General features: G+C 42.2%; 15 protein-coding genes. 6 read left to right on the plus strand and 9 right to left on the minus strand.

Annotated elements, in window-relative coordinates; translation table 11 throughout:
* Positions 1 to 70 precede the first annotated feature (70 nt).
* The 8 genes from AACU32_RS25845 to AACU32_RS25880 form a co-directional block, all read right to left on the minus strand.
* Complete coding sequence (locus tag AACU32_RS25845) at positions 71 to 247, minus strand: hypothetical protein (protein WP_339378277.1); 177 nt, start codon at positions 245 to 247, stop codon at positions 71 to 73.
* 48 nt (positions 248 to 295) lie between these two features.
* Positions 296 to 832, minus strand: a complete 537-nt coding sequence (locus AACU32_RS25850) for a L,D-transpeptidase (protein WP_096604037.1) — start codon at positions 830 to 832, stop codon at positions 296 to 298.
* 915 nt (positions 833 to 1,747) lie between these two features.
* Positions 1,748 to 3,112 carry a protein kinase domain-containing protein gene (locus AACU32_RS25855; RefSeq protein ID WP_096604038.1) on the minus strand — a complete coding sequence of 455 codons (1,365 nt, stop codon included), beginning with the start codon at positions 3,110 to 3,112 and terminating at the stop codon, positions 1,748 to 1,750.
* A gap of 126 nt (positions 3,113 to 3,238) precedes the next feature.
* Positions 3,239 to 4,570, minus strand: coding sequence for a serine/threonine-protein kinase (locus AACU32_RS25860; protein WP_096604039.1), 1,332 nt, complete (start codon positions 4,568 to 4,570; stop codon positions 3,239 to 3,241).
* A gap of 425 nt (positions 4,571 to 4,995) precedes the next feature.
* Positions 4,996 to 6,570 carry a sodium:solute symporter family transporter gene (locus AACU32_RS25865; RefSeq protein WP_096604040.1) on the minus strand — a complete coding sequence of 525 codons (1,575 nt, stop codon included), beginning with the start codon at positions 6,568 to 6,570 and terminating at the stop codon, positions 4,996 to 4,998.
* Between the two features lie 42 nt (positions 6,571 to 6,612).
* Complete coding sequence (locus tag AACU32_RS25870; protein ID WP_096604041.1) at positions 6,613 to 6,888, minus strand: DUF485 domain-containing protein; 276 nt, start codon at positions 6,886 to 6,888, stop codon at positions 6,613 to 6,615.
* Between the two features lie 225 nt (positions 6,889 to 7,113).
* Complete coding sequence (locus tag AACU32_RS25875) at positions 7,114 to 8,784, minus strand: phosphatidylglycerol lysyltransferase domain-containing protein (protein WP_096604042.1); 1,671 nt, start codon at positions 8,782 to 8,784, stop codon at positions 7,114 to 7,116.
* A gap of 256 nt (positions 8,785 to 9,040) precedes the next feature.
* Positions 9,041 to 10,579: a YifB family Mg chelatase-like AAA ATPase gene (locus AACU32_RS25880; RefSeq protein WP_096604043.1), complete on the minus strand. Its 1,539-nt coding sequence runs from the start codon at positions 10,577 to 10,579 to the stop codon at positions 9,041 to 9,043.
* Between the two features lie 55 nt (positions 10,580 to 10,634).
* Between AACU32_RS25880 and AACU32_RS25885 the strand changes: the two genes are divergently transcribed.
* Complete coding sequence (locus AACU32_RS25885; RefSeq protein ID WP_096604044.1) at positions 10,635 to 10,985, plus strand: HIT domain-containing protein; 351 nt, start codon at positions 10,635 to 10,637, stop codon at positions 10,983 to 10,985.
* 214 nt (positions 10,986 to 11,199) lie between these two features.
* Here AACU32_RS25885 and AACU32_RS25890 read toward each other — a convergent pair whose 3' ends face one another.
* Complete coding sequence (locus AACU32_RS25890; protein ID WP_096604045.1) at positions 11,200 to 11,850, minus strand: PAP/fibrillin family protein; 651 nt, start codon at positions 11,848 to 11,850, stop codon at positions 11,200 to 11,202.
* Positions 11,851 to 12,645: 795 nt separating this feature from the next.
* Between AACU32_RS25890 and AACU32_RS25895 the strand changes: the two genes are divergently transcribed.
* From AACU32_RS25895 to AACU32_RS25915, 5 genes are all read left to right on the plus strand, one after another.
* Positions 12,646 to 14,085: a hypothetical protein gene (locus AACU32_RS25895; protein WP_096608177.1), complete on the plus strand. Its 1,440-nt coding sequence runs from the start codon at positions 12,646 to 12,648 to the stop codon at positions 14,083 to 14,085.
* Positions 14,086 to 14,168: 83 nt separating this feature from the next.
* Positions 14,169 to 15,464, plus strand: coding sequence for a DUF1822 family protein (locus tag AACU32_RS25900; RefSeq protein WP_096604046.1), 1,296 nt, complete (start codon positions 14,169 to 14,171; stop codon positions 15,462 to 15,464).
* Between the two features lie 267 nt (positions 15,465 to 15,731).
* Entirely contained in the window at positions 15,732 to 18,143 is a 2,412-nt protein-coding gene (locus tag AACU32_RS25905) for a CHASE2 domain-containing protein (RefSeq protein ID WP_096604047.1), read from the plus strand.
* A complete protein-coding gene (locus AACU32_RS25910) occupies positions 18,136 to 18,855 on the plus strand; it encodes a DUF928 domain-containing protein (RefSeq protein ID WP_096604048.1) in 720 nt (239 codons plus the stop codon). Before AACU32_RS25905 ends, AACU32_RS25910 begins: the two co-directional genes overlap by 8 nt.
* A gap of 114 nt (positions 18,856 to 18,969) precedes the next feature.
* A complete protein-coding gene (locus AACU32_RS25915) occupies positions 18,970 to 23,019 on the plus strand; it encodes a beta strand repeat-containing protein (protein WP_096604049.1) in 4,050 nt (1,349 codons plus the stop codon).
* Positions 23,020 to 23,171 lie beyond the last annotated feature (152 nt).

The following is a 23,171-nucleotide window of genomic DNA, read 5'->3' on the forward strand; positions in this document are numbered from 1 at the left end:
CAAAAGCCTGGTTAATCGAGTTCAAAGCCTGGTTAATCGAGTTCAAAGCCTGCTTAATGGAGTTCAAAGCCTAGTTAATGAAGTTCAAAGCCTGGTTAATCGAGTTCAAAGCCTGCTTAATGAAGTTCAAAGCCTGGTTAATCGAGTTCAAAGCCTGGTTAATCGAGTTCAAAGCCTGCTTAATGAAGTTCAAAGCCTGGTTAATCGAGTTCAAAGCCTGGTTAATGAAGCAAAAAGCCTCATTCACGAAGTTCAAAAGCTAATATCCCATGTCCCATGCCCCATTCCCAATGCCCTACTTATGTACTACTACTAAAGTTCCTATTTTTGCCCAGTTATAGAGTTGACGCGCTTGTTTGACTCGCAAATTTACACAACCGTGGCTAACTGGAGTGCCAAAATTACTATGCCAGTAAGCACCGTGAATGGCATAGCCTTCGTAAAAATACATTGTATAAGGGACATCGGGAATGTCGTAATCCTCACCCCGCATTCGGTTAGTGCGATATTTAGAATTAATCCAAAACTTACCTTTGGGTGTGGGAGTTTTGCGCTTACCAGTAGAAATACGGTATGAATAAACGCTTTTTTTACCCTCCCAAGCAATTAACCGTTGTTCGGACAGGTCAATTTCAATCCAACGGGATGGGGATTTTTGTTTGAGTTGAGATGAGTTTTGCTGATTATCTACTGAAGCTGCGTTGGCTTTGGCAAAGTTGGAGTCAACTGTAACTGGTGGCGACCAAGTGAACAAAGTTGCCAAGATTAATACTACACCTGTACAGAAATTTCCTGAGCAACGGAACCAATTACCTTGAATTCTACTTTGCATGAAGTATCACCTTTTAGTTTATTCTCTAAAAATTCGACTAGTTGTAGAGTCCGACAAAGGAACTTTTTCAGTTTGTACTTTACTCAGTTGTTACACAATATACTTATGGTAGAAATTAGTCATTTGTCCTTGGCAGCATAGGATTGTTCAATTGCTTATTTACTTGTATTGATTGCATTTATACCGTTCAAATGATTAAGAAAAGAATGAGAATAGTTTAATTAGGGCTGAAGATATGCATGTATTTTTGAGTTTTTCTAGCAATCTGTGTAAAAGTTGTGAAAATTCGGTTCTTTCAGATCACAGATTCTTTGAGAAATCGAAAATCTCAATTTTCACGAATGATTTAGGACTGCTATAGATAGGATGGATATCTGATTGTTGAAATCTAAGTAGTTAGGACTAGGCTGCAAAAATCAGGATAATACAGTTAGATTTCCTGAGTTAGTCAGTTTTTCAACAATCAAGCAGGATTCCCATATCCAAGTGCATCGCGTTAGAGTCTTTATAAAAAGAGACTTACCAATAAAGAACTCACCCGAAGCAAGTGGATGAAATTTAATTCATATGTTTTATTGATTCACATTTATTGATTTCATACAGATAAATTGATTACGATTAGAAAAAACGTAATTAAATCTGTTCGATGGTTACATCTTTACTAAAGAATTTATAATTTTTTTAGCCCGGATTTCCTGATATTGCAATTCTAGACAATTTGTAAAAATTGGTGTTGTTCAGATCCCCGACTTCTCCAAGAAGTCGGGGATCTAACTAGACAAGTGCATCGAAATTTTGACAAATTATACCAATTCAAATAATGTTTGCGACATATCAATATATTCTAGAGGGCACGGCACTGCCGTGCCCCTACCATCTGTCGCATTCTTTTTTCAAATTTGCATTAGATACAGCTTACAATGCAGTTAACAATGCTTTCTTAAAATCTATTGCATTCTTGAAATGAATTTCTGGCTTATCTATCAATGCTAAATCAATCACCTCTGCCAATTTGTGCGGAATAGTTGCGTCACGCTGGCGAATGGGTATAGGGTCATTTTGTAATACTACCAAAAATGGATCGTTACCTGTAAAGTTACGTGGGTAAGTTCCTGTCAGCATATTGTACAGACAAGCAGCAGTTGCCCAAATATCTACTTCTGGTTGCACATATTTAAAGTTTAGCAATTGCTGTCTGGGCATAAAAACAGGAGTTCCAGCTTTAGTACCTGTGAGGGTTTGACCGCTTAAACCTGCTAAGTCAAATGCTTTGGCTAAACCGTAATCTCCAATTTTGGCGATGAGTTTTCCGTCATCGTAGGTAAGAAAGATATTACTTGGTTTTAAGTCGCGGTGAACTAAACCTTTACCTTTACCGAAGCCACCATCGCTCAATTTTACATAAGGAATTTCTGCATTATGGCTATATTCTAAACCGTTGAGAATTTGCAGGGTAATTGGTATGGCAATATCAACAGCTAATTTACCACGTTGCTGTTGCATTAAATCGTAAACACTGCCACCTGAGCAATATTCCATTGTGAAAAAGAAAATACCTTCAAAAAAGTCATAATCGATGATTTGCACCACATTGGGATGGTGCAAGGCTTTGGTATTTTCTGTTTCTCGCAAGAATCTTTTAACAGCATTTTCATTGGTGGCGATCGCAGGTAATATTACCTTTAAGGCAATTAACTTACCAGAAGCATTGTGTTTGGCTAAATAAACTTCGCCAAAACCACCTTTTCCTAATAGTTCAATTAGCTGGTAACCGCGAATACGTAACTTATCATTATCCTTTTGCGCTACATCTAGCAAGCGTTTGGTAATTTCTAAATAATTAGGTGGTTTTGTGAAATCTGGATTAGCTTTAGCTGTTGGGAGAAGGTCGTTAGGAATATTTATATCTTCAGGATTAGTCTCAATATTAACTGCAAAAATCGTGTTACCTAGTTTAATTTTATCTCCTGATTGCAAATCATACTCAGGAAATTCTAATTTTGCCGCTTCTTCTCTTGTTTGATTGGGTTGACGTTGACCGATTTTTTTACTATTGACGTAAGTACCATTTTTACTGCCAAAATCCCTGATGCGAATCTCTGGCGGGTTGATATCTAACAGACAGTGATAGCGGGAGATGGTACGATGGTCTGGATCATTTGGTAGCTGAATGTTGCATTCTTTGCTTCTGCCGATAATACAAATAGTGCGGGAATCAAAGATATATTGTCTTCCCAAAAGTGTGCCTTTGATAATCTTGAGGGTGACTTTTGCAGACATTTATTTCAGTTGTCAGTTGTCAGTTGTCATTGGTCATTTGTCATTTGTCATTTGTCATTTGTCATTGGTTATTTACCTGCGTCTCCTCATCCCCCCTTATCTCCCTAGTCCTGGTTCCCCTAGCCTCTAGCCTTTTATGTTACATTTTATCAGTCTTGATGTGAGAGAAGAGATGTACTTTACTTTGCAATCATAATCTACAAAATCCCATTTTTTGCCTAAATAAGTATGCATAATGGGGAGGTGTGCTTCTGGGGCTGTGAGGTCAAATTTTAGGTCTTTATAGTACATCCATTTGCCGTTTTTACTCCACTGTACCCGATCCCAAAAAGCTTCCCAGGTGTCTATGTTAAATTTTTCGGTTCCACCGAGACTTTGATAAACACGCTTTTGTACTGTGAAGCCAAAGCGCCCTTGGCTGTATTTTATCCATAGTTGGTCTATTGTCCGCAGGTCTTCGCAGGGGAAGTTCTCAATGTCTTGAATATTGAGATACTCTTGTGCGGTTTTTCCGGCTACAACTAGCATGACTTGGCGTGTTTCTTCGTCTGCTTTTTGCCATTCTCCGGCGGCGAGTAAGTCCCGCAGGCGAGTATAGTCTTGAGTAACAGCAGGTTCAGGTTTGACAGTTGCGATCGCCAATTGCGGATTAACTAATTTTAACCATTCCCCGACAGTTTGCGGGCGGTTTTCTACTTCTAACTCCATTCCTTTAAGAATTGCTGCATTTACTCTGTTGCTAATTTGGGGATTAAATTGCTGTGGTGGTGGTAGTGGTATACCACTTTTGCGAAATTTAGCCGGGAAAGGTACTTCCGCAGTTAGCAAACTATACAGCGTCGCGGCTAATGCATAAACATCTGTGTAAGCACCAAAATTTCCTTTGCGTTCATACTGTTCAATGGGTGCATAACCTTCGGTTTTAGCATTAGTCATGCTACCAGTTTTCCCTAAGTTAAATTCACGGGCTAGCCCAAAGTCAATTAATACTGCTTCTTGTGTACCTTGACGCAACAAAATATTATTGGGCTTGATATCCCGATGTAAAAATCCTTTGGTGTGGACATATTCTAAAGCTTGTCCAATTTGATCGATGTAGCGTAGGGCTTCTGGTTCTGATAACTGTCCACACTCATCAATATAAGTTGCTAAATCTTGCCCATCAATATATTCCATTACCATGCTCCAAAGTTCATCTTCTTTGATTACTTCATGAACTTTGACAATGTGGGGGTGACTACACTGGGCTAAACGCAAAGCTTCGTTGACAAATTTTACCTGTTGGGCGTCAAAATCATCTCTTGTTTGTTGGATATGATTCAGTGTTTTGAGAACAAATAATTTACCTGTGCTTGGTTCGATGGCGCTGTAGGTAATACCGAAACCACCACTACCAAGGACTTTTTGCACAATAAAGCGTCCGTCTTGCAGTGATTGGTTAGGTGTCCAAAGTTGCATAGGTTTTAATAGTTTTTAGTGTAGTCCTAGATACTGCGTTCGGGTTTCAGGCTTTTTATCTTTATTAGCATTTTACTCAAAAGCTACAAGTAGTGATTGCGTGTTATGAATTGTCGTCATGGGCGGGGAAACGCATACGTGTCAACTTAAGTTAAAACGCTTATTCCACAAGATTTTACCCCACCCCTCAATCCCCTCCCCGCAAGCGAGGAGGGGACGTTTTGGCTTTAGATAAAACTGGGGTGGGGTTCCTAGAGGCTGGTTGGTAATTGAGTGAACTCCATGTCACCTCTTTACAAGGGTTTCACGTTAAGTTGACACGTCTGGGGTTTCCCCAACCCGACGGTACTGACAATAATTAAGGGATGAATTTGACTCCATCCCCTAAGAAAATGCAGAATTTGTGAATTTCTAGACAATTAGTCTCAATTTTGAGAACCTATGTGGATGCGGTTCTCAACTTCTGCAAATTTTTCTGCTGCTTCCTGTTCGCTAGAGAGTAGAGAAACAACAATACCGACAATAAATGATAAGGGGATAGTAACCAAGCCGGGATTTTTCCAGGGGAAAGGCGCACTGGGATGATTGAGGATTGTTATTTGAATGGTGGGGGAGAAATAAATCAATATTAAAGCGCTGAAGGTTCCCACTAACATACTCGCTACCGCACCGTTAGTGGTGAAGCGTCGCCACAGCATTGATAATAGTAAAGCTGGGAAGTTGGCACTAGCTGCGATCGCAAATGCTAAACCTACCATGTAAGCTACGTTTTGTCCTTTGAATAAGATTCCCAGGATAATTGCCAATGCACCTAAAAGCATTGTCGCACCACGAGCCACTTTTAGCTGTTCTGATTCGTTGGCATGACCGCCGCGTACTACATTCACCCATAAATCATGGGATAATGCTGCTGCACCAGAAAGTGTTAAACCTGCAACTACCGCTAAAATTGTGGCAAAAGAAACGGCCGCAATAAAGCCTAAGAAAGCATCACCACCCAGAAATTCGGCTAACATCGGTGCAGCCATGTTACCACCAGTACCAATTTGCTTGATGGCATCTTGACCAACTAATACCATTGCCCCAAACCCTAAAATAAAGGTGAGGAGATAGAAAAAGCCAATAAAAGCTGTGGCGTAAGTTACAGAAACTCTCGCAGCTTTGGCATCGGGTACTGTGTAGAAGCGCATCAAGATGTGAGGTAATCCCGCAGTTCCAAACATCAACGACATCCCCAAAGAAATCGCATCCCAAGGATCGGAAACTTGTTTACCAGGTGCTAAAACACCAGAATATTTCTCAGCGGCGGCGGCGAAGAGATTCAGGGGATTAAAACCAAATTTTGCTAATACCAAAATTGCTAGTAAGATAGTCCCACCTAACAATAGAATGGCTTTGATAATTTGTACCCAGGTAGTCGCAATCATCCCGCCAAATATTACATAAGCCATCATCACGCCACCAACAATGACTACGGCTAATTCATAATCAAAACCAAACAGTAGTTTGACTAGTTCGCCTGCACCTACCATTTGGGCGATTAAATAAAAGCTGATGACTGCTAATGTGCCAATGGCGGCGGCGATGCGTACAGGTTTTTGCTGCAAGCGATAAGCTACCACATCTGCAAAGGTATATTTGCCTAAATTTCGCAGTGGTTCGGCAATGAGGAACATGACAATCGGCCAGCCTACCAAAAAGCCGATGGAATAAATTAAGCCGTCAAAACCATTGAGTGCAACTAGCCCTGCAATTCCTAAAAAGCTAGCTGCACTCATGAAGTCGCCTGCTAAAGCTAGCCCATTTTGAAAACCGCTGATATTACCCCCAGCCGTGTAAAAGTGGGATGTGCTTTTAGTTAACTTTGCCGCCCAGAAGGTAATACCTAGGGAAGACGCTACAAACAGGAAGAAAAAGGCGATCGCTAATGGGTTAAAATGACCAAGCCTAGTCACATCAGCTACAGCGAGATGCGGAATATACCACAGAATATGAAACATATTTTGGTTACTACTTTAAATTTTTGATCCTGGTATAGCTATTCAATTGCGTGTTAAACGATTGATGCGGTCATCATACTTGTTATTTGCCCAGCGCACATAAAGAAAAATCAATACCCATGCTGAGACAATTACCAACGCCCCCAGCAAAATACCCAGACTCAGCCCAGGTACGATTAATGTCCCTAATAAAGGCTTATTGAAAGCAATCAGCAGAATAAAGCCAAAATAAATCACGATCATCGCTCCACTTAGCAGCAGAGATACCCGCCAGCGTTCATTGGCGAGAGACTGGAGAGCTTGTTTGCGATCGTCCATGTCTTCCTTAAGATTGAGAAAATAAGCTCAGATTGTCTCATTTAAATGGCTTGTTTTGTAGTTTCTTTAAAATTATTTAGTAATAAATAGCGCTTCTATTTAATTTGTGAAATTACTCTTAAAGAAGATGCAGAGACTACAGGATGCAAAAACCTACATCAGCTTTTTGACTTTTGACACTTCAACTGCGCTCAGTGTAAACTTTTGACTGCCAAGGTAGGGGTACTAGGCTCCAGGTTTGAGATAATCAAGCAGGCGATCGCCGGAATCTGCTCTAATTAATGCTACAACTACATCAGGTAAGGCTGTCAAACTAGGGTAAACCAGATAGCGTGGTTCCCAACGGGGGCGAAACTTTTCTTTGTATGCTTGTAAGCCTTTAAAATTGTAGAAGCGATTTAAATGTTCGTAAAGATAGCCTAATACCTTTTCTAAACGCCGTGATTGTGGATGTTCACCAACTCCAGCCAGGGCAGAAAGCGCAAAATTAAAGCTATCATAGTTTTTCTCTTTAAAGTGCTGGAGCATAGAAGTAAATAAAAAGTCCATTGTCCCATTTTCCATTAATGGACGATGCCGCATCATATCGAGAGTAACTTCATTGAGTTGATACTCTGGCACAATATTGGCAAAAGCGTTGATTTTTCCTTCAGGATCGTAGACGACAGCAATCACACAGTCCCGCAGATAAGCCTCGTCAAACCAACCCAGCGAAAACTTTTTTTCTGAACCTTGCACCATTTTCAACCATTCATCACTCACAGGTTTAAGTTGACGCAACAATTCATCCGCAATTGGTGGTTGATAAAACTCGACTTGATAACCTAGTTTCGTCAATTTATTGATAGCGGGTCGAAAATTTTTCCCAGCTTTTCCTTGCAAAGTGAAAGTTTTTAAATCAACGATCGCTTCTTCCCCAATCTTTAGTACCCTAAAACCTAAAGAAATATAAATATCCAGATCATCTGCCAAAGTTTGGTAAAAAGCAGGATACCAATCGTTACGTTGGCAAAACTGCTTAAAAGCTATAATTACCTCTTGGCGGTCTTCTAGTGGCCCAATGGGATCTCCTAAAGCGATCGCACCCCGTCCCTTGGGGACATAGGCAATCATGCTGCGACCAGAAGGACTAAAATAGTAACTTTTATCATTTAATAGTGTATAGGCTGCTAAAGAAGACCTGCCATACTTTTCGACAATTTCCTTGGCTTTTTTTCGCTCATTGAGGGTAGCTGCATCGCGCAAAAAAACCGGTTGCAACAGCATCACAAATGCGTATGTAAAAGTAAAAGCGGCAATTACATAAATAGAATTAGCAAAAAAATCTCCAAATCTGGTTTTTGGTTTCAGTCCCGCATTATCTTCTGTAAAGAACATTGCTAGAGTTTGAAATATAGCTTCCCTCCAATTAAAATTTACGGAAAATTTCCCATCTAGTAAGTAAAAACCAATTGTTCCATAAGCCAAGGTAAACAACAAAGCACCAAATAATACCCTAAATCCTTGTGCAATTGAAGGACGATCTGACTGTGCTGTAAAAACCTGGCGCATCCAAATTAGTTGCATTAACAAAACACCAGAAAGTATACTTTCCTCATAGTCCCAACCCTTTAGTAAATGGCTAATAATAGAAATTACTAGTAATATAACTGTGAGCAACCAAGCAACCCGTTTTCGCCGCAATAAATTAGTTGCAAGTGCTAGTAAAGCAAATCCAGCCAAAGCTGCAAATAAATGACCGCTAACGCGAATTTCAAAAGGCAAAAAGTGCTTTAGCCAGTGATTGCGTTCAGGTAGAGTAGGCATTACTGCTGAAACTAAGTTCACCACTCCCACTAAAGCCGTCAGAAAAGCTGCACTTCTCAGTCCCATCTGGGTTTTTAGTTGATGATTCATCGATCATTGATTGTTGGTATCTAGTTATCACTTACATGATCGCAATATGAATTCCCTATATTTTTATGTAAATCATCTAGGTTCTATACGCTCCCCTGATGCCCAAGTGACTTACGCTATCATTAAATACCCAGTTGCAAAACGGCAAAACTCTTTCTAAATAAGGATAACAGATTTTTAAAAGCCTGGATTCAATAGAGGCAATCCCCAATGAATTGGGAAGCATACACTGACCTTGCGGTACAGTGTAGGTTGTTCACTGCATTCTATCAATTGTACGATATTGAATAGCTTCGGCTACATGATTAGCTTGTAACTCATCCTCATCTGCTAAATCTGCAATGGTGCGTGCTACTTTGAGAATGCGATCGCTGGCTCTGGCGGATAAGCCTAATTTTCTAATGGCTGCTTCTAATAAATTCCTAGCCGTATCATCTAGTTTACACCATTTCTGCATGTGGCGACTCTGCATTTGGGCATTGCAACGCAGATTTGGTTCTGTTTGAAAGCGGGTAAGGGCGCGATCGCGTGCTTGTTGAACTCGTTTCGCTACCGATGTTGATGTTTCCCCTGTGGGTTGTTGAGTAATTTCCTCTGGTTTCAAGCGATTCACGGCGACTTGCAAATCAATTCTGTCCATTAATGGCCCAGAAAGTTTCGCCCAGTAATGTTCTCTTTGTCTGGGGGAACAAGTACATGGTTGAATGGTATCGCCATAGTAACCGCAAGGACAGGGATTAGTACTCGCTACTAATGTAAACTGCGCTGGCAAAGTAATTGATTGTTTAGTGCGGGAAATTGTTACATAGCCATCTTCTAAAGGTTGACGGAGAAATTCTAAGACATCTCGCTTAAATTCGGTTAACTCATCCAAAAACAGTATACCACGGTGAGATAAAGAAATTTCGCCAGGACGGGGAAAGCTGCCACCACCGACAAGAGAAGGGCCAGAAGCCGAGTGATGGGGACTGCGAAAAGGGCGATCGCGTACTAAGGAACCGCGATTTTTTAATAACCCAGCTACCGAATGAATCCGCGTCACTTCCAAAGCTTCCGCAAAACTTAGCGGTGGGAGAATACCCGGTAATCGCCTTGCTAACATCGTTTTACCGCTTCCCGGAGGCCCGACAAAAATTAAATTATGTCCGCCAGCCGCTGCAATTTCCAAAGCGCGACGGGCATGGGCTTGTCCTTTGACATCCTTTAAATCTACACTGGGAAAATGTAGCGCCGCACCTTCACTAGTTGCGATCGTTTCATCTAGTTGTACTGGTTTGTGGGCTGAAGGACGATTTAATAAATCAGCTACCTCAGAGATATTTTTGCAGCCGTAAACAGTTATACCTTCTACTACTGCTGCCTCTTGGGCATTATCAATGGGGACAACTAAACCTGCGATTCCCATCTTTTGTGCTGTGGCTGCTATGGGGAGAACACCAGCCACAGCCCTTAAACTACCATCAAGGGAAACTTCACCCAAGAATAAAAAATCACCTAATAAATCAGCATTAATTTGCTCAGAAGCCGCGAGAATACCCACACTGATGGGTAAATCAAAACTTGGGCCTTCCTTACGTAAATCAGCGGGAGTTAAGTTAATCACAATCTTCCGCATGGGAAAAGCAAAACCAGCATTCTTCAACGTTGCTTTTACCCTTTCCTTTGATTCTTGCACTGCTGAATCTGGAAGTCCTAACACCACAATTCCTGGTAATCCCCCTGATACATCGACTTCTACACCCACTTTAATGGCATCGATGCCGACAATTGATGCACTCCAGACTCTAGCTAGCATTTCTTATCTAAGAATAAACCTTTAAAATCTCTAGCAGATGAGTAAATCAATTGACATGAGTGAAACTACAGAGACAATTTTCAGCAAAATCATTCGTCGGGAAATTCCGGCAGATATTATTTATGAGGATGATTTGGCTTTGGCTTTCAATGATATTCAACCCCAAGCACCTGTTCACTTTCTGGTGATTCCCAAAAAACCCATTGCTAAATTAGCTGATGCGGAATCACAAGATCATGCAGTATTAGGACATCTGTTATTAACAGCCAAGCGCGTTGCTGAACAAGTTGGGCTAGATAATGGGTATCGGGTGGTGATTAACAGTGGTGCTGATGGCGGGCAAACTGTGTATCATTTACATCTGCATGTTCTTGGTGGGCGGGCGTTAAAATGGCCGCCTGGTTGATGATTCGGCGATATCAATAGTTTTCTCGCCTACCCGATATACCGCCCGCAGGCTGAAGCCTGGGGCTATCTTTACGAAGCCTGCCTACGCAGGCTCAAATTCTTTAGCCTGCGCAGGCAGGCTTTGTGCAATTAGCCGCACCCTTTAGGGTGACGGCGGGATGTCGGGATAATGAATCAATTTTGTCTGCGTGGATTTTGAATTGAAGTCATCATTAAGAATTGATTTTATCAACAAAATCATCTGCTTTACGCAAAATGAATAAACTACCATCGCCTCCCCTACCGATTCGGAAGGTTTCATCCAGGTAGGTAATGTCAAGGCTAGCAATTCTACCTTGAGGATTTCTCCCTGGAACTACTTTAAATGGATTGAGTTTGGGGGTGTTAATCCCAACTATTTTCTCAATTGCGAGGTAGCGTTTTTCAAAATTAACGTTGATGCGTTTGTGTGTTGGTGGCGATACATCTTCTTTAGCTGGTTCAAAGCTAGCTGTGAGTTTGACAAACCCAGAGATTAGCCCCAGAGGATGTTTCACGTTAGCGAGATTGAAAAACGATGTATTGGCAACATCTATTACTTGATAGACTGTACCCACCTTTAAACCGAAGGGGAGAGAATCTAAAGAACGAATTTCTCTTGCAGTTGAGTATTGTAGTTGCCAAGCGCCATTGAGCAAAGCAGTAGCAGAGAGAAGTGGGGAAGGATTGGGATTAAGGCTTTCTAGTTCTGCTGTGAGTTGTTCAATATTTTCAGCTACAGCTTTGTCTAGCTTCAAATTGGTAACAGGAGAGCCTTTGCTTTTAGTTTGCAGCTTCTCAAGCTCGGCTAGTAATTTTTCTTTTAATGAGAGTCGATTGTCCAAGGGTTATACCATCAACACGCGAAGTTACAACATTAATTGAAGATTGAAGCGATGCCTGCGGCGGGCTTTGCCTACGCATTTTGTAGGGTGTGAAAACCCGAAAGGTGGGTAGACACAACCGGGAGGGTGGGGAGACCCCACCCCTACATTTTAATGCATTGAAGAGTAATGCGATCGCTTCGGTGGGTTATGTTAATGCATCGCCCCGTTATATTAATACATCGGCTTGTTATGCCATTGCATCGGCTTGTTATATTAATACATCGGTCTGTTATGCCATTGCATCGGCTTGTTATATTAATACATCGGTCTGTTATGCCATTGCATCGGCTTGTTATATTAATACATCGGTCTGTAATTGATTTACATTGCCTGAGATTGTTATTGCATCTGCTCAGATCCCCGACTTCTTAGAGGACGCAGCTGGCGAATAGGGGTTATAACCCCTGATTTGCACACAAAATGGGTGGTAGAGACGCGAAATTTCGCGTCTCTACATCTTGCGGAATCACGAAAAATCGTTGGTTGTGGGGTCATACCCATAATTCGCCAGCAGTATCCTACCAGAAGTTGGGGATCTAACTCTTCATTTGCATAAGTTCCCCCTCGCCATAAATATAAGGAATTGTAGTTAACCGAAGGTACAAGTGATTCCAAAGTTAAGGGAGATGAGGGAGTGTGGAGAGTGTGGGGAGGAATAGCAATTTCCAATGCCCCATGCCCTAAAACAAATTGCTTTTCCTCAAAGGAGGTGAAAAAATTGAAAGTGATTGGCTGAAATTCAGTAAAAATACCGTGGTAGCAGCAAAATTTTGGGAATTTGTCAAGCTAGATTCTACAAGCAAGCGCCGGGTGGCAATGATAGTTGCAGCTAAAAGTTATTTGCAGGCACAATTAACAAATCTAGTTGAGCTTTCTGATGCGGCGATCGCTCGTCACCTGTGGCAACAATTGCCACAGGCACAAGCCAGCGATACTGAAGTTCCTCACCTCGCAGAAATTTGTCTGCGGTGCTACATCTCTTACCAAATTCATCAAGTTTGCCTTGATTTAGCGATGCGGTTTGGCAGTCGTCACGGTTTTAGATGTGAGGATTTGTTGCCGTTTGTTTTGGATGATGAAGTTATCTTTGGGACTTCTAATCAACCAAGACTCCGCAAATCTGCTTATGAATCCTTAGCGACAAAGCTCTTAAAAACATTCGATCCCAGCAAAGGAACCCTAAATGCATGGGTAAGCCGCTATGTTAAACAAAATTTAGAACTCAAGCGGTTTTTACTCCAGCAAGGTTTGTTGTTGATCAGTGATTGGGCGCTGTTAAATAATACAACTCCCAAGCAATTACAACAAATTCTCGCAGAAATGTATCATTTAACATCAGGGGAAATTGAGCAAAGCTGTCAATTGTTGGTAAGTTATCACGCTGTTTATCGTGAAGAACGTTTACAACAAAAATTTGCCGGAGTAAGTGTGCGCTGTCAAATTCCCACATCGGAACAGTTAAGCGACATTGCCAACGACTTGCAAAGCCGAACTAATCGCAGACTTAGCTCCGAAGCAGTGTTAAAGCAACTGCAAGCAATGGCTAGCAAACTGAGACAATACCGGATTGCAACCCAAGGAGGGAATGTTTCTTCAATTGCTTACGATCAGCCAGAGATCCAACCCATTGTAGAGCGATGCCTGCGGCGGGCTGCGCCAACGCAAGTCACGCCAGATGAAGATGAAGAAAAATTTGAATTTATTGATTTATATCAACAGCAATTTCTCGAAGCTTTAGACACAGCGATTTCTCAAGTTGTAGAAACGTTTTTAGCTCAACTACAACGCAAGCGTGCTGCTAATCAAGAAATTGCCCAATCATTTATAACTGGCTTACATCTTTTTCATTGCCAAGGGCAACCGATGAGCAAAATTGCTCCCCAACTGGGAATGCAAAAACAATATGAAGTTACGCGGTTATTAAAGTTAAATGAATTGCGGGCGGATATTCGGCAAAAACTGTTAATAATTTTACGCGAGCGCGTTTTAGAAATGGCTCAACAATTTACAGATTTTCACCGCTTACAAAGTTTAGATCAACAATTGGAATCAATATTAGATGAACAAATTTCAGTCATCATCCAAGAAGCCGAATCAGAAACGAGAAATCCGGTGCGAAGTCAACCTTTACCTGGTTTATTAGCGCGGCGATTATGTAGTTATTTAGAAAGTAGGGGGAATGATGATTGTTGACTGTTGACTGTTGCCCAATGCCCCATGCCCAATGCCCAATGACAAATGACAAATGACAACTGACAAATGACAACTGACTAACCATGATTAACAATCCTACATCAGATTTAGATTTCAACGATTACTTAGATTGGTATTCGCCGAATGAAACGCAAACGGAATTATTACCAGAACATTTACAGCGAGCTATACGTCTGACTGAATCAATTCATCGATCACAACAACGCTGGGCTGTTTACCTTTGTGCCTTGGGAAGTTTGGGATTTGAGCAATGGCTGAAGGAACGCGCACCTGATTTAGAAATACACAGTGATGCTGCTTCAATTTGGCAACCAGCAACCGCTAATTTATTAGCCGCAGCTTGTAATATTCAAGTTGGTGCTTGGAAAATTTGTATCATCACTGCCAGCATTTTTAATGACCAACATAGCATTCCCCATGCAGTATTTGATATCCCTGATTTAGCGGCTCATTTTTATGTGCTGATGCAAGTTGAGGAAGAAGAACAGCAGGTGGCGATATCTGGATTTATGAACTACGAACAATATCGTAGTTATCAACAAACAGCTAATTTACAAATAGAGCGAGATTGGACATATACCTTACCCCAAACTTGCTTTAATCCCGATCCTAATGCTTTACTATTAAATTTACGCTGTCTTAATCCCGATGCAATTCAGTTACCTGCAAATATTCCCGCCAGAGAAACTAATCAAATTGTGGCTTTAAAACAAAAGCTAATTAGGCTCAAACCGCAACTGCAAAACCAACTTCCTTGGGAATTACTCACAGTTAATGAAGGTATCACATTACTGAGTAATCCAGATTTAATTAACTGGGTTTATCAAGCAACAAGTCCCTCCCTTTTACAACCATTAATTAATGTTGGTTTATGGTTAAATAATCAAATAGATACAGTTGCTCAAGAATTAGGTTGGATGCTGATGCCATCACCAGCATTATCAGGATTGCGTTCCTTACGAGAAAATTTTGACTCAATTCGCACCAGCTTAGAACAACAGGGAGTTTATATTCCATCATCTGCACAGGGCGCTTTTCGTGATTTAGATAGTGAACAAAGTAGTTTGCGAATGTATGCAATTACCTGGGAACTAACGGAAACGCCAGATAATCCTGAATGGACATTGTTGATTGCTTTAGGTTCTCAACCACAAGCACAAATGCCAAATACTCTCACATTAGAAGTGCGCGATGAAACACAACAATTATTCGAGGAATCTCTATTTGATACTAGCGTTGGTATTCTCTATGCTCAAGTTATTGGCAACTTGAATGAGCAATTTTGGGTAACTGTAACTGCGGATGATACTGTATTTGAAATTCCACCCTTTGGTTTGGGAATAGAGGCTAGGGGCTAGGGTTTTGTAAATAGTATTCAGTGCTTTTTTCAAACAGTAACTTTAATATGGTCTATTTATATCAGATTAATCTTTTATATCAAGATATAGCGTTTCTCTGTCAAGTGAGGGACAGTCACCCCACCCCCAACCCCCTCCCCGCAAGCGAGGAGGGGGCTAGGATGTACCTCATGTGATTAAGAAATACTATATTACCTTCTGACTTTGCGTCTACCCTGCGGGAACGACTCCGTCGAATGCGACTTTGCGTGAAATAAAAAATTAACTATGAAAAATAGCGACAATATTTTTAATCTAAAAGTTCAAAAAATTGAGCAAATTTGTTTATTTGAACTGACTTGGGGAAAAGGACAAAGATTAAACGCACAAATTAATTATCCACCGGCGATAACTCAACTACATCAAGATTGGCGACGAGCATATTTTAACTTTTATCGCTCTGACAATATGCGCGGACGCACTATTGATGGTGGTGTGGCTAAACTTACTATCGATTGGCACGCCGAACTTATCAAAGCGGAAACTAAATTTATGTATGAGTTTCATCGCTGGTTACGTAGTGCAGAATTATATGAAATTCGTGCCCAAATTGCCCAAGCAAGTCAACAACTGAGTAAAGAAAATCCCGAAACTAAAGCAGCAGTACAAATATTCCTCACCTGTACACCTTTAGAATTAGATCGGTTTCCTTGGGAAGCCTGGGAATTAAGTAATGAATTTGCGACGAATGAAGCAATTCAAATTATTCGCACACCTTTAAATATTTCCACCCAAGCACAGGAAAAACGTCAAGGACGAACCCGGATTTTAGCAATTTTGGGTGATGATACTGGGTTAAATTTTCAAGCGGAAAAAGAAGCATTAAAATCATTAATGCGGATTGCTGATGTAGAATTTGTGGGTTGGCAACCACAATACACACCGGCGCAAGTAATTCAAGAAATTAGTGAAGCGATCGCCGATGAGCGCGGTTGGGATGTATTATTTTTTGCAGGGCACAGTAATGAAACAGAGATGACAGGCGGTGAATTGGGGATTGCACCTGATGTCTCCATCTCGATTAAGGAAATTGCACCGCAACTCAGTGCTGCGAAAAAACGCGGACTTCAAGTAGCAATTTTTAATTCATGCAGTGGCTTAAGTATCGCTGATGCCTTGATTGATTTGGGTTTTGGGCAAGTTGTGGTGATGCGAGAACCAATTCATAATAGCGTTGCCCAAGGATTTATGGTGCGCTTTTTGCAAGGATTGGCGAAACACCTGGATGTTTACGAATCTTTAACGGAAGCTAGGCAATTTCTCAGGATGGATAAAAGCCACACTTACCCTTCATCCTATTTAGTGCCTTCTCTATTTTGCCATCCGGGGGCGGAACTTTACCGCATAAGAGCTGTGCGCTGGCAACAACGCCTGCGTCAAAGTATTCCAAATCGCTTAGAGGCGATCGCACTGGCGGTAAGTCTCAGTTTAGGTTTCCTTGTCCCCGTCCAACAACTGCTGTTAGAAGCACGAGTTCTGACACAATCAGTTTACCGCAACGCCACAGCCCAAATCCCAACCGAGGAAGCGCCCCCAGTCGCCTTAGTAGAAATCGATACAGAATCAATTTACCGTGCTGGACTGCCGAGTACGCAACTTTTACCGCTGAACCGCAGTTATATAGCCAAGTTGATAGATAGTACGCGCCAGTTAAATGCTTCCGTTGTCGGTTTAGACTTTATTTTTGATACACCACAAACAGATCCCCCATCGGCAGATAAAGATTTAGGTAAAGCGGTTAGTCAAGCAGTAGATGCAAATATGTGGTTAATGTTTGCGGCTGTTTTGGAAGAAAACAGAGAAGTAGGCGCAAATGAAGCACTGGGGATTAATAAGTGGAATTGGACATTGCAAGGATACATCGATGCTTACCCAAACTATTTGGAAGTTCCAGATGCTAAACAAGATTGTCGCAAAATTTGCCCATTTCCCTATTTGCTATCTCTGGTGCGGCTAGCTAAGGAAGAAGTCGAGGGATTACCGCAACCGCAAACTAACCGACAGCAGAATTTACGGGCGGAAATTCTCGATATTATTCAAAAGCATCAACAACCGGGTAACTTATCTGCATTATCGCAATGGCGATCGCCTTTTGGTTTACAGCCCATATTAGATTACTCAATTCCGCCAAAGCAAGCGTATCAAACCATACCTGCTTGGCAATTGATTGAAAAGCCTGATATCAACAAATTTCCCTTAATGTCCAAACAGGTAGTGTTGATTTCCGTGGGTAGCGATGAACGCTTAGGAATTGCTCCCGGTACACCCGATCGCGCACCATCTCCAGCCGCCATCAATTATTGGACACAGCAACCTTGGCTAACTGGGGGTGAAACTTTAGCATACATGATTCACCATTTCCTGACCAAACGCTTAGTGATTCCTATCCCTGATATTTGGATGATTGGAATCGCCATTATTATCGGTAAAATCACGGTAGTTGTCATTAAAAATCAGTCACGTTTGAGCCTTAGCCGTCGTCGGCAAATCATGGCAGGCTCAATAGGTGCAGTGATTCTCTATGGTGTTGGGGGATTGCAACTATATATATCCGCCGCGATTTTACTTCCCTGGTTTTTACCATCAGCGGTGTTTTTAGCCTACGTTTTACCAGCTATAAGGAGAAATAATCATGCGTAAATTATTTAGCGTTGCACTCATTCCCTTAGCGATCGCATCTGGTGGTATGAGTAGTAAACAGCACATTCCCCAATCTGAATACATCATCGCTCAATCTACAGGAATCGCCTCAATATGGCAACGTCCGCAAAGAAAACGACATGGAGCCAGGGGGGGTACAATTTGTGCGATCGCACCTGGGTTAGTAGATACATATATTCTGTGGAGCGATCGCCCCTTATTTTTGTGGCACAATTTCGGGACAGATAAAGAAGCGCAATTAGTAGTGCGCGATGACGAGACTGAAGCAGTAGTCTGGGAAAAAACCGTCAAAATTGGCGATCAACAAGCTGTTTACGAAGCTCAACAATCCTTAGAACCTGGGAAGCGCTATCAATGGCAATTATCAGGATACACACTTTGGACAACATTTCAAGTCATGGGAACAAGCGATCGCCAAAAAATTTCCGCAGACTTGCAAACAATAGAGCAACAACTCAAAGCCACCAAAGCCTCATCTGAAGAAATTGCCATTAAAAAAGCCGATTACTTCCTGAATTACGAAATCAAACATAAAACAGAAACAGGAACATTTTACCTTTGGTCTGATGCTTTTCAAACACTTTATCAAGTAGATAAACCCTCTCAATCCTTCGTGAAGCAACGCGAAGAATTTGTTGCCAATATTTGTACAGAAAAGTCGCCATCAGCAACAACATCTCAAGCCAAATAAAGCATGTAGCCATAAATTTTGTAGTAAGGACTTTAGTCATTCATTTTTAATCACTGAAGTGCTTACTACAAATTTATGAAATTTCTTTAAACCTACTTTTTAGACTCAGCAGATATGAAAATCAATCATGCGATGTCTTACGACAAGCCGCTACGCGTCTACGCCAGCATTTTTTCCTTCTGCCTCACTTCGGCTACACTGACAATCTGCTTACTGAGCAAAGTCCAAATGCGCTCACTGAGCGAAGTCGAAGTGAGCCTTATCACCCCAGCCCAAGCCCAAATCACCCCCGACAACACATTAGGCGCAGAAAGTTCTCGCCTGACACCCAACATTTTAATTAATAATGCAAATGCAGACAGAATTGACGGCGGCGCTCAACGTGGTAGCAATCTTTTTCATAGTTTTACCCAGTTTAATATTAATGATGGGCAAAGAGTGTATTTTGGCAACCCTGTTGGTGTGCAAAATATTCTCACGCGGGTGACAGGCGGACAAGGCTCGAATATTTTGGGCACATTAGGAGTTAATGGTAATGCCAATTTGTTTTTAATTAATCCCAATGGCATTTTATTTGGTAAAAATGCGCGATTAGATGTACGTGGTTCTTTTGTAGCGACTACGGCTAATGCTGTGCAATTTGGTAATCAGGGAATTTTTAGCGCCACAAATCCGCAAGCACCACCTTTATTAACTATTAATCCTTCCGCGTTGCTGTTTAATCAAATAAATCAAAATGCAGCAATTCAAAATAACTCAATTGCACCAGCAGGAGAAAATACCGCAGGTTTTGAGGCACTTGGGTTAAGAGTTCCAGATGGTAAGAGTTTACTGCTGGTGGGTGGTAATGTCAGCCTAGATGGCGGACGATTAAATGCTTTTGGTGGGCGAGTTGAGTTGGGAGGATTGGCGGAATCTGGAAATGTAAATCTTCTGTTTGATGGGGATAATTTGAAGTTGGGATTTCCGGAGAATATAACTCGTGCAGATGTATCTCTTAGCAATCAAGCTGCTGTGTATGTGGAAGCTGCTGGTGGCGGTAATATTGCCATCAATGCCCGCAAATTAGAGATTTTGGGAGGCAGTGGACTATATGCTGGTATCGGCGAAGGTTTGGGTACTTCTGAAACTGTTGCGGGAGATATTATTCTCAATGCGATAGGAGAAATCAAACTTGCTTCAGAAAGCTTTATTTTCAATGATGTCCGCTTGGGAGCAAAAGGCAATGGGGGTAACATCACAATTGATTCTGGTTCCTTCTCATTACAAGACGGCGCTCAACTTGCAGCCTCAACTTTTGGGCAGGGAAATGCAGGCAATATTGCAATTAATGCCCGTGATACTATTAGCTTTGATAACGGCTTTGCTTTCAGCACCGTAGAATCGACAGGCATCGGCAATGGTGGCAACCTCAATCTGACAACCGGCTCGTTATCTTTGACCAATGGTGGGGTACTCGATGCTTCCACTCTTGGGCAGGGAAATGCAGGCAGTATTACAATTAATGCCCGTGATACTATTAGCTTTGATAACGGCTCCGCTATCAGCAGCGTAGATACGACAGGCATCGGCAATGGTGGCAACCTCAATCTGACAACCGACTCGTTATTTTTGACCAACGGCACTCAACTCGCTGCTGCCACTCTTGGACAGGGAAATGCAGGCAATATTATAATTAATGCCCGTGATACTATTAGCTTTGACAACGGCTTTGCTTTCAGCACTGTAGATACCACAGGCATCGGCAATGGTGGCAACATTAATGTGACAACCGGCTCGTTATCTTTGACTAACGGCACTCAACTCGCTGCTGCCACTCTTGGACAGGGAAATGCAGGCAATATTACAATTGATGCCCGTGATACTATTAGCTTTGACAACGGCTTTGCTTTCAGCACTGTAGATACCACAGGCATCGGCAATGGTGGCAACATTAATGTGACAACCGGCTCGTTATCTTTGACCAACGGCGCTCAACTCGCTGCTGACACTCTTGGACAGGGAAATGCAGGCAATATTACAATTGATGCCCGTGATACTATTAGCTTTGACAACGGCTTTGCTTCCAGCACTGTACAATCGACAGGCATCGGCAATGGTGGCAACATTAATGTTACAACCGACTCGTTATCTTTGACCAACGGCGCTCAACTCGCTGCTGCCACTTTTGGACAGGGAAATGCAGGCAATATTACAATTGATGCCCGTGATACTGTCAGCTTTGACAACGGCTTTGCTTTCAGCATTGTAGATACGACAGGCATCGGCAATGGTGGCAACATTAATGTGACAACCGGCTCGTTATCTTTGACCAACGGCACTCAACTCGCTGCTGCCACTCGTGGACAGGGAAATGCAGGCAATATTACAATTGATGCCCGTGATACTGTCAGCTTTGACAACGGCTCTGCTTTCAGCACTGTAGATACCACAGGCATCGGCAATGGTGGCAACATTAATGTTACAACCGGCTCGTTATCTTTGACCAACGGCGCTCAACTCGCTGCTGCCACTCTTGGACAGGGAAATGCAGGCAATATTATAATTAATGCCCGTGATACTATCAGTTTTGACAACGGCTCTGCTGTCAGCTTTGTAAATACGACAGGCATCGGCAATGGTGGCAACATTAATGTTACAACCGACTCCTTATCTTTGACCAACGGCGCTCAACTCATTGCTTCCACTTTTGGACAGGGAAATGCAGGCAATATTACAATTGATGCCCGTGATACTATCAGTTTTGACGGCATTAGTAACACTGGATGGATTAGTGGTGCTTTCAGCAATGTAGAATCGACAGGCATCGGCAATGGTGGCAACATTAATCTGACAACCGGCTCGTTATCTTTGACCAATAGTGGGAAACTCGCTGCTGGCACTGTTGGACAGGGAAATGCAGGCAATATTACGATTAATGCCCGTGATACTGTCAGCTTTGACAACGGCTTTGCTGTCAGCACTGTAGAATCAACAGGCATCGGCAATGGTGGCAACATTAATGTTACAACCGGCTCGTTATCTTTGACCAACAGCGCTGAACTCGCTGCTGTCACTCGTGGACAGGGAAATGCAGGCAATATTACAATTAATGCCAGTGATACTATTAGCTTTGATGGCACTAGTAACAATGGATTTCCTAGTGGTGCTTTCAGCAATGTAGAATCAACAGGCATCGGCAATGGTGGCAACATTAATCTGACAACCGGCTCGTTATCTTTGACCAATGGTGGGCTACTCATTGCTGCCACTTTTGGACAGGGAAATGCAGGCAATATTACAATTAATGCTCGTGATACTATTAGCTTTGATGGCACTCGTAACAATGGATTTCCTAGTGGTGCTTTCACCAGCGTAGAATTGACAGGTATCGGCAATGGCGGTAATATTTTTATTCACAGTGAGACTCTTAATCTCAACAATGGAGCGGTAATTTATGCTCAAACCACTAACGGACAGGGCGGTAATATTGACTTGCAATTAGCAGGCTTATTATTACTGCGTCGTGGGGCTTTAATTTCTACAACCGCAGGTATAACACAAGCGGGAGGTGATGGCGGTAATATCATCATTGATTCACCTTTCATTATCGCCGTAGCTAATGAAAACAACGATATCTCCGCCAATGCTTTTACTGGTAAAGGTGGTAAAGTTAACATCAGCACTCAGGCTATCTTTGGTATCGAACCCCGTCCCGAAACTACAAATCAAAGCGATATCACCGCAAGTTCTAAATTAGGCGTACAAGGACAAATCACCATCACTCAACCACAAGTCCAACCGCCACAAAAACTCATCGAACTACCTACAGGATTGGTTGACGCTAGTACAAAATTTGCCCAAATTTGCCCCAGAGGCCGCAATGCTAAACCCTTGGGTACGTTTGTCGTCACTGGGCGCGGTAGTTTACCCCCCAATTCCTTTGAACCACTTGCAGGTACTACTAGCCTCAGTCCTTTAGCTACTTTGGATGGGGAAAATGTTGATACTAAGTTGCAGAAAAATGTCGAGACTGACGCAGGTAATTCTGCGCCAATTGCTGAGGCGCAAGGTTTGGTGAAAACGGCTGACGGTAATATTATGCTGGTTGCTCAAGTGCCAACAGCAACACCTGCTGCTACTAGTAGTTCTGCAATGTGTCCAGGATCTTCGCTTACCCGATAGACCGCCCTCACCCTAGAAGGGTGGGGCTAATCGAACGAAGCCCACCTCCGTGGGCTAAGAAAATTCAGCCCACGGAGGTGGGCTTTGTAGCGTTAGCCCCACCCTTACAGGGTGAGGGCGGGATTTCGGGATAAGCGAGGGATCTTACTGTC

Origin of the sequence: Calothrix sp. NIES-2100 (assembly GCF_963875285.1) — a bacterium.
In the GTDB taxonomy this organism is placed as follows: domain Bacteria; phylum Cyanobacteriota; class Cyanobacteriia; order Cyanobacteriales; family Nostocaceae; genus Aulosira.